The following is a 10,000-nucleotide window of genomic DNA, read 5'->3' as shown; positions in this document are numbered from 1 at the left end:
CAAATAAAAGTGAATTATTATAAGAAAGTTGTTCAATTGTTCTAACATTTTCATAAGAACGATAATGGTCATGAAAGTCTTTCCAATCGTTTCTATTAATTTTTGTTGCAAATGCTTCTAACGGGATTAACTTTATTTTATATAAAAATTCATCTACACTATCACCATTTCTTTTTGGGTTATACATGTAAATAGCTGTATAGGAAAATACCGAAATCAAAATAAGGGAACCTAAAACAGCTAATGATTTTTTATTTAATATTAACCAACCTTTCATTGCCATAAATAAGATTACAAACTGTATAAAATTAGTTCTAGCCAAATAGAAAAAAGTTGACAAAGCCATTACTATAAAATAGATTCTGAATTTCTTTTGCGTTAAACCAATTTCAAATTTCTTATGAAACAACAAAATAATAAAAGCGTAAATTTCATAGTCGTTGAAATAGCCACCGTACTCTCTAATTTTTGCAACACTTTTGGCGCCTTGAAATAAAATTCCATAACCCACCATTGAAAGATGAATTAGTGCCATCGCTAAACCAGCAAATAATAAAAACTTAAATGGGTTTTTAATTTGACTGCTAAAAAATTGATATCCAATAAAAAGGCCAAGTATAGGTTTTAGTAGATAAGTAATATCCCTAATAACAAAATAAAGATGATGCTGATAAAAAAATCCAACTACTAAAGCTAGTAAGAAAATGAAAATGAAATAAGAAACATAACGAACGAATGAAACCGAATAGGATTTCTTAAATGTTAATCCTAAAGCAACTAACCAAGAAACAAATGACAACTCATAATTATTGAAAAAAGGAATAATTACACAAAATGAGAAAAAAATTTGGTAATAAAACTCTTTATTAAGTGTAATCTTCATTATGCAATTGTTTTAATAATTTTAGCTGGAACTCCTCCAAGAACTACATTGTCAGGAAAAATTCCATTGACAACGGCTCCAGCGGCAACTACAGAATTATTTCCAACAATAGCGCCGTCTAAAAAAGTGGCTTTTGCCCCAATCCAAACATTGTTTCCAATTTGTATTCCTTTAGATGTAACACCTTGTTCTCTAATCAATAGTGATGTATCATCAAAAACATGATTTTCAGAATGAAAACTAATATAAGATCCTGCAATCACATCATTCCCTATTTGAACACCTCCAGCAGCACCAAATTCAGTAAATCTACCAAAAGCAGAGTTATTTCCTATCGTAATTCCTTTCCCATATTTAGACAAATGGCTGGTACAAGAAATCCAAGAGTAGGCTCCTATTTTAACATTATTACCAAAGACTAATTTATTTTTAGCATAACCATCAATAGCAACGTGATTTTCAATAGTAACATTTGATCCAAATTGAATATTGCTTTTGTTTGATATGCTACAATTTTTTCCTAAAAAAACTTTTTTATATAACCAAAAATAACCTCTGAATATCATTATAAAACGCTGTACCAAATTAGAAACCAATAAACTCGAAGGTATTAATGGATCTATTTGATAATTTTTTCCCGCTTTATTAAGTAATTTTTGGAATAATGACTTAATCATGAAAGTTTTAGGTTTTTCTTTAGTTGGTAAAGATAAAAAATAATAACTATTAAATCTGTAGCAATTAAAGAATAAAACACGCCATATACTTGAAACTTGGGCAATAAAATTACTATAGCCAACAAATTAAATAAAACCATTACAGAGGTTAGATACACATAAAATCTTTTATAATTGTACGCTAATACCAATTGTTTTAACGGAATTGAAATGGCTAAAATTAAAGGAACAAATACGGCTACTTCGAGTAAATTACTCAAAACATATCTATTTGTGGGATTAAAATAGGAAACAATTTCATAAGAATAAATATGAAAGAATAGCATTCCCATTGTTACAAAAACAAAATTGACGCCATTATAAATTATCCAATTTTTTAATCCTCTTTTAAAATCAGTTTCGATTAAATAGCAAACTCTTGGGAAAACATAATTAAAGAATAAAAAGATATAGGTTTTAAATATGACAATAATTTGTTCCACTATTCGATACTGTCCAGCCATCAAATTATTTCCAAAATAACTGATTAATACAACTGGTGCATATAATTGTAATGAAACAAAAATTTGAGACGAAAACATGGAGAAGTCATTTCTTATGTGTTTAAAAACTTCGTCTTTATTAACCATTAAAAAGGAAAATTGGTGTTTTTTTATAATCCAAATAAACACCAAAAAGTTAGAAACAATCATTCCTAATCCCCACCACAAATTTATATATATATAATCCGATTCTTTTTTAATGGTAAAGAATATCCCAACTAAATAAATGCATTTTGAGACTATATTTAGTAGTGTTATCCATTTTACATTTTCAATTCCTTGTAAAAACCAAGTAGGGTTAAGAAATTGTCCAATTAAAACCGAAAGTCCTAATGTAAACATTATTTTTTCAGATTTGAAATAAGGAAAAGAATGAAAGATTATACTAGCAACTGTTAATACTAGTAATAAAATAATCCCTTTTACAACATAAGTAGTTGTGAAAATTTTATTTAAAACTTCTGGATTATCTCTATTAACTGCAACTTCTCTTACTCCAATAATATCCGATCCAAAATCGATAAACACGATTAAAAAAAAGGCAATCGCCATTCCAACAGCTGTTTTTCCGAAATTTTCTTCCCCACAAACAGATACAATATAAGGCACAACCAATAAAGGAGTTACCAAATTGAAAAGTTGACCAAACCCATAAACACTAAGCTTTTGGAATTGCTGATGAAATAGTATTTTATTGAATAGTTTTAGCATTTACTTTTCAGTGTACAATTGGCTTAGTTTATTATATAATTTATCTCCTTTTGGATAAAGTGATGGTCCTGTTGCTTGGTTGGGTTCTTTTCGTTTTAAACTACCAACTAATTTATCAATTACTGTGTTTGATTCATCAACCCTAAATAAAAAATAAACCTCTTCTCCTTTAGCAGTAAATATTTCTTTTTTATAAAAAAAAGCAATTTCGTTTAATATAATTTCAGGTTGTTTTTTGTTGCGACCAAAATCGATTCTAATTTGTTTTGGTTGGATAGAATCGGGAAAGATAATTGATAGTCTTTGATTTTTTTTACTTCCATAAACTTTTTGCCAAAAAGATTGCTTTTCATCAAATTCAACAGAAGCATTTTGAGTATAAAAAATATGTATTGAATCATTTGCTTTCATCACAAGATCTAAATCCATCTTTAATGAATCTGTTTTTTCATTTTTTTCGCAACTTGCAAAAAAAGCAGTAAACGCTAAAACGCCTATAATTTTATAAATGTTCATAATACGTATTTTGTATAAAAATAAAAAATCCGATTGAATAATCGGATTTTTTTATATTCTAAATGTAATAAAATTATTTAATAGTAATTTCATTTGGATATTCAATTGCCGCTTGAAAAGTTGTTGGTTTTTCAGCTAACATAATATGAATGTAGTTATCTTGTTTTTCATACCCAATATACGGAACTTTTTCTCCGCTTGGTAAATTTAATTCTGTTCCTTTTGAGATTAATTCATATTTAGCTTCTGAATAATCTACTAACAACATATTGAAAGTTAAACCTACTCCATTTTTCCAATTCTCATCAGAATAATTTGCTAATTGAATTGATGTAACCGCTGGTGCAGCAGCTTCAGTAGTTGTGTCTTGTGTTGCTTTCTCTTCAACTTCACTTTTTTGTTTACAAGAAAAAACTAGTGACAAAGCCAATAAACCAATTAATACTCTTATTTTCATTGTTTTCTTATTATTTTTTTTACTCTGCGAAATTATAAATTTTTTTTACACAAATTATATTTTTTCAATATTTTCTTGAATATATGACTTTTTCTTAAAAACAAGCTCCAATATTAACGATAAATACTTGATGATTATTGCACTTAAAAAGAAAAAACCAGAAAAACCACCTGAAACTAATAACATAATGGTTGTCCAACCTTCAATAGGTTTATCTTTTCCAAAATAAATAAAAATAGTATACATTATAATGCTTAATGTACAAAGCAACAATAATAATGAAATACTTACCGAAATTGTAAATGCTAAATTGGTATAAATAATCAACGCATCAATTGCGGTTTTGTTTCTTAAATAGCTCTTCTCGTCTATTCGCTTGGCATTATTGGTTTTTTTGTATTCTAAAGTATGAATCTTTAATCCACTATTAATATACATCGCTTTTCTATAAGGAATATTTACACTTATAGAAAAAGATCGGTTAATTGCTCTTCTTGATAAAATCCTAAAACGATCTGTACGAAGTTTATATTTTGATTTTGAGAAGAAATTATAGGTTGCATAGAAAATTTTTGAAGAAAACTTTTCGCTAAAGTCAGGAGAAACAGACACAATATCATATCCTTCTAATATTTTACGATAAGATTGTTCAATTAAACGAATGTCAAAATCGATTAATACGCTATCAAATTCATAAACAAAATCACCCGTAGACAAATCTAAGCCAGCATTCATTGACAGTTCAACTCCTTGATGGAAACTCATTTGAATAATAGAAACCTGAAAAGGTTGTAAAAATTCTGCCGATTTAATTTTTTGTACTGAGTTATCGGTAGAACAATCATTCACAATTATTACTTCAAATTGTTCAAACAATAAATCCGCTTGCTGTGTTATTTGCGATAAAAAATCGAGAATGCTGTTTTCATTATTATATAAATAAACGACTACAGATATTAATTTTTTTTCTTTCATTTTATTCTTTATTAGATAAAATAAGGTCTAAATCGTAAACCGTATTAATTTTTCCTGATAAAACAGACACTAATTTAGGCTTTTTTGAAAACTCTTTAATTACTGTAGGTCTCGAATCATCAATTTCAGATTCTTGTAAAATAGGCTTAATTGAAAATAACGATTCTACATATTCAATTGTTATGTCTTCATTCAAATATTTCTTGGCAAGGGCTACCATAAAAGGCCAAGAAGTTTTAGGTTTTGCAATGCATGTATTACAATTTCCTAATTTACTACTGCTACACGTATTATTGCTTTGTTTTTGACAATCAAACTCAGGAAAATAGGAATGACAGGTTTTATGTGGTGTGTAATTTACCGCCGTTAAGGAATGATATCCTGTTTGTCCGAAAGGCATTAATGAAAAAAACGGTCCGTCCATCATGGTAACTCCTGTATTTTTCAAATTATCACTAACCTTACAAAGAATTACTTCACAAAGCTCATATTTAATTTTCAAAGGTTCTTCTCCAAAAAGTTGTAATATCTGATTAACGGAAGCATAGGTCGTATTTAATACAAAATCGGATGAATATTTTTGATTATGATTGGTTGTTAGATGATAAAATTCAGCATCTTTTTCAACGTTTGTTATATGGGTATTGTATTGAATTTCTACGTTTTGAAACTTGCTAATTTCATCTAAAAAATACTTCTTTAAAACCAAAGCATCATAAGTGCATTCTTTAGATAAATAAGCGCCTTCACAAAATTCTTCTTTAAAAAACTCATCAATATTTATAGGTTTGCATAGAATATCTGTATCTGCACAAAACTTTTTAAATTGGGCTGCATTTGTCCAAGAAAAGTTCTTAGAAATCGCATATATTTTATCAAATTCATTGTGAATACAAAAATTATAGTCTGCAATAAATCTATCGTAATAATCTGCAGATTTTTTTGCGGTTGTATATGACCTTGGGTAATGATATCCCATGTGCACCCGAGCTTGATTGATATAGGTTGCTCTTGAAAATGCTTCTGGATCATGTTCAAAAACAAGTACATTCTCACCTCTCTTTGCACAAAAAAGAGCGGCATAAAGTCCGTACAAACCCGCACCAATTATTATTTTATCAAACTGTTGCATATTCTATTTAATGAATTGGATATGATTTGGATATCCAATTAATGAAACGTAATCTGAAATTTTTTCACTTATTGTTACATTAATATAGTTGCCCGAAACATAAAAACCTGTAATGTTTAAAACAATACCGTTTGAAAGTTTTATCTTTTTAAACTCCTTTAATAATTTTTCTTTTTTAGGCGAATAATCAAACAATATCATATTGTATTGCAAGCTACAACCATTAATCCAGTTTTCATCACTTAAATTTGTTAAAGTAATTCCATTTCCTTTAAACATTTCTTGTTGAGAACCATCTGATAAAATAAGTGAAAATTTAGAAATTTTCATTACTTTTTCTGCTCTAAAATTGATTTTTGGCGCTTTCGTATTCCACCAATAATAACTATTACTTATTCGTATTGCATAGTTGTGTTTGCCCGGAATTATACTAAATGCATAGCTCGCTTTTACAATATCATTAGAAATTAATTCAATTGTTCCGTTTGAATCGGTATCTGATTCTAATTCTAAATAAGCATAACATCCTTGATCGGAAGTATTTAACTTGTTTGAATTGATACTTGCAGTAGTTTCTTCGGCAATTTCTTTTAACGAATTCACCTTTTTAAAAGCGATTTCCTCCGATTCTTCTGCCCATAATTTTGGAACAAAACCTATAAAATAATCAATTTTTTCAGGCGTTTTAATTTCGGATTGTGAACCATTTGTAATACTAAATTGCTTTAATACAATTCCTGAAGTATTCACCGCAACCATAATTTCTACAGGTGTTTTTGGTAAATCTAAATTGATTTCCGTGTTTTCTAAACTTGTTATAGGGAACTCTTTTACAAAGTTTTCAGAAAAAGATTCTTCAGCCGTTAATTTGTAATAGATCCTGATGTTACCTTGAGAAAGTGACTGCAAAGAAAACCCAAGTTTACAAGGCAAATTAGATTCCTTAATCTGATTCTGTTTTCGCAAATAATCTAATAATCCTATGAAATGCGGACTTGCTCCAACGGTATTAATAGTTATACTCTTATCCAGATTTGAAATCACTTGAATACTGTTTTTTGAAATTGCATCGGTATTAAAAAAAGTAAAATCGGTAAAACTCGATTTGTTTTCTAAAAATCCTGCTGCTTTAATTTTTGATAAATATTCGCTTTCTTTTTCTTTAAGCACATAAACATCAAAAGAAGCCATTCGGTAAAGCGGTGTATAATTTTTATAAATATACTCGCTCATTTTATAATATTTAAAATCGGTATATACCTCATCAATTGCGTGCCAAATTATTCCTTTGATTGGCATTAGAATAATAGGAATTTTTGCTTCTTTTATTCTTTCAATCTCCATTTCTTGTGCTTTATCGCCATTAATCATTAATGGAGTTTGATTTACATAAGATGGATTTTTTCTACCTGTTAATGCGTGATAATAATTTTTAGATGAAAAATCATAATAAGTTTCTTCGGGTTTTAAAACCACGTCTAAAAACTTTTTAAACATTTTGATTTCGGTTTGATCAAAAGATTCTCTAACTCTTGTTTTATTAAAATCCTGAGCTTCTAAAAACTTCTCTTGAAAAGAATAGGAATTAATTGCTTCTTTAAATAAAGTGGTGCTCTTGTTCTTAAAATCGGGTTTTGAAGCGTTTAAGATTAAAAAAGAAAATAATAGGATAGTCAAGGCGCTAATAAGTTGATTCTTTTTATTAATAATAAACATCAACATTATGAAAGCAAAAGGCATGGTGCTTATTATTTTTTTTATGTTGTCATATTCAAAATTGTGTCTTACAATTCCTCTTTGTGCATTAAAAAAGAAAAAAAGTACAAAAAAAATAAAAAACGCAAAAGCACTCAAAAATTGTTTGTTTTGAAAATATTCATGATACTTTTCTTTATTAAAAACAGCCTTGGTTACTGTAAAAATGAAAGCTATTAAAGTAATTATTGGCAAAACGTAATAAGCAATTCTAAATAAGAAATGATTCATGCCGCCCATTCTTGTAACTCCCCAATTTTGATCTGATTTAGCCGCTAACAAAAACTCCTGCAATCTCAAAATAGGATTTATACCTTTTACAAGACAAAGCAAACAAAAGACGATTAATAATGTTCCTCCAACAATAGCTCCCGATTTTACTAAAGGTTTTATAGTTATCGAGCTATGAATTATATATTCTAAAAGTACATAAGTTACCAAGCCACCTAAAATTGCTGCATAACCAATATCTAATTTATATAAACAAAGAAATATTGCTACTATCCAGAAGTAATAAAAATTCTTTGTGCTCTTATCATTAATTAGTCGCAATAAAATTAAAATTAACAAACCGGCTAATGTGTATTCATTTAAGATTACTGATAAAATAGGCAAACAAAGCAATAATAAAAAACTTTTTAAGTTTCCAAGAATCTTTCTAAAAACAAAAAACAAAACTAAAATTTCTACTGCGTAAAAGTAATTAGCATACAGCATTGTTGCCCAAGGTTCATAACCGTTTACAAAACCATAAATGAAGGCAAAAAATTGATAATGAAGCATGTGTGCGTCGAAATTTTCTATAATAGGAATGCTTCCGTATCTAAAAAAATGATCTATAGACAAACCATGATTTGCTGTTTCAAAGAATTCGTTTTCAGGGCTTACCATTCGCCATGGTTGCACTAATATTAACAACAATCCGATTAATAAAAAGGGTAAAAAGTACTTTTCAAAATAGGCTTTTTCTATTAATTTTTCTTTGTATCGTTTTAATAAAAAATAAAAAACACCAAAAGAAATTACTATTAAAAAGACAAATAGATAAAATGGTTTATTGAAAACAAATCCAAATCTTAAATTAACGACATTACTTAATTCTAATAAAAATGATAAAACAATTGGAACACTTACTAATACAATTGAAGCTTTAAAAAGTGCATTGGGATTCGTTTTGTTTTGTTTTGCGATTACATAAAAAATAAAAGTAAATGGAAGTAAAAAAAGTACGAAAGCTAATAGAAAAGGGTCAACTGTAAGAATATGCGTTTTTATTGTAATTTCTGGCTTTATAATTTCAAAGAAATTATTTTGTTTAAAATACGTATAAAATAAAAGTGCCGATGGAATTGAAACTAAAAGTGGCCAAACCGTAAGATTTACATTCTGATTCAGTTTATTGAATTTTATTTCGGCAACTAATAACAATCCTAAAATCAATACTATATATACTGAAAAATCTATATTAACAATTAACAACCCTGAAAGCACTGAAAAAATTCCAATAATTGAAATGGAATAAATAACTTTTAGAACTTCGTCTTGAGCTATACTGGCTTTGTTTGTTGCTTTATTTAAAAAAGCGAAGAAACCTATTGTGGCTATAATTATTAAAATTAGAGCTCTATAAAATAAAGAAACTCGCTTTGAAACATCTAGTCCATAAAGGGAAGCATTTGAAATAATATGTTCTGAAAAATCTTTAACTCCTGGCTTAAATTCAAACAAAATATTTAATAATGGAGCCGCTAAAGCCAAAGCAAAAAAGATACTTAACGCCCAATAAGCTTTTACTGCTTTTTCATTCGTTTGAAAAAGTGCGGTAACAAAAGGGATTATCTTATTCTTAAACATAGTATTTATATCTTTTTATGGGTTATATTTCCCAAATAAATTAGTAACCAAAATCTTTATCAAGTTGAAATTTCCTTTAAAAAAACTAATTTTTGTAGGTACTTTTCCACTTTCTGGATATTTACGTTCTACTGGAACTTCACCTACTTTTAACCCCAATTGCGATGCTCTAACTGATAGAAACGCTAGTAATTCGTAAGTGACAAAAATAGGTCTAAATGGTTGTACTTTTGGATGAGTCAAATATCTTTTTGAATAACATCTAAAAGCATTGGTTGAATCGGTAAAACGATGGCGCGCTGTTATGGAAATTAATGGAGAATGTATAAACTTAACCGCAAAATGCCTGATTTTTGGTGTATTGATGGCTTTTCCACCTTCAACATATCTTGAACCCTGAACAAAATCGAATCCTTCTTCTAATTTTTCAATAAATAACGGAACCGATTCAATACTGTCTTTATTATTCCCATCAATAGTTATAATACCTTCATAACC

8 protein-coding genes and 1 pseudogene are annotated in these 10,000 nt (G+C 28.3%); all 9 read right to left on the bottom strand.

The features are described from left to right. Window positions 1–883: hypothetical protein (locus LDL23_RS12240; protein ID WP_291265955.1), on the bottom strand; the 883-nt coding region annotated here is incomplete at its 3' end. Next, window positions 883–1,560, bottom strand: a complete 678-nt coding sequence (locus LDL23_RS12235; RefSeq protein ID WP_291265954.1) for an acyltransferase — start codon at window positions 1,558–1,560, stop codon at window positions 883–885. The genes LDL23_RS12235 and LDL23_RS12240, both read right to left, overlap by 1 nt. Further along, entirely contained in the window at window positions 1,557–2,813 is a 1,257-nt protein-coding gene (locus LDL23_RS12230) for an oligosaccharide flippase family protein (RefSeq protein WP_291265953.1), read from the bottom strand. Before LDL23_RS12230 ends, LDL23_RS12235 begins: the two co-directional genes overlap by 4 nt. Beyond that, window positions 2,814–3,329 carry a hypothetical protein gene (locus LDL23_RS12225; RefSeq protein WP_291265952.1) on the bottom strand — a complete coding sequence of 172 codons (516 nt, stop codon included), beginning with the start codon at window positions 3,327–3,329 and terminating at the stop codon, window positions 2,814–2,816. It abuts the gene before it with no gap. A 73-nt stretch (window positions 3,330–3,402) separates the two neighbouring features. Next, complete coding sequence (locus tag LDL23_RS12220) at window positions 3,403–3,786, bottom strand: hypothetical protein (RefSeq protein WP_291265951.1); 384 nt, start codon at window positions 3,784–3,786, stop codon at window positions 3,403–3,405. Window positions 3,787–3,840: 54 nt separating this feature from the next. Then, a complete protein-coding gene (locus LDL23_RS12215) occupies window positions 3,841–4,761 on the bottom strand; it encodes a glycosyltransferase (protein ID WP_291265950.1) in 921 nt (306 codons plus the stop codon). 1 nt (window position 4,762) lies between these two features. Continuing rightward, on the bottom strand, window positions 4,763–5,893 hold the full coding sequence (locus tag LDL23_RS12210; RefSeq protein WP_291265949.1) for an FAD-dependent oxidoreductase: 1,131 nt from the start codon (window positions 5,891–5,893) through the stop codon (window positions 4,763–4,765). Window positions 5,894–5,896: 3 nt separating this feature from the next. Further along, window positions 5,897–9,502, bottom strand: a complete 3,606-nt coding sequence (locus LDL23_RS12205) for a hypothetical protein (protein WP_291265948.1) — start codon at window positions 9,500–9,502, stop codon at window positions 5,897–5,899. A 15-nt stretch (window positions 9,503–9,517) separates the two neighbouring features. Beyond that, window positions 9,518–10,000: pseudogene (locus tag LDL23_RS12200) on the bottom strand (glycosyltransferase family 2 protein); the annotation flags it as partial.

The organism is Flavobacterium sp., from assembly GCF_020217025.1.
Classification (GTDB): Bacteria; Bacteroidota; Bacteroidia; order Flavobacteriales; family Flavobacteriaceae; genus Flavobacterium.
The sequence above is the reverse complement of the archived record's forward strand: the minus strand, read 5'-3'. Positions and strand labels throughout refer to the sequence as shown.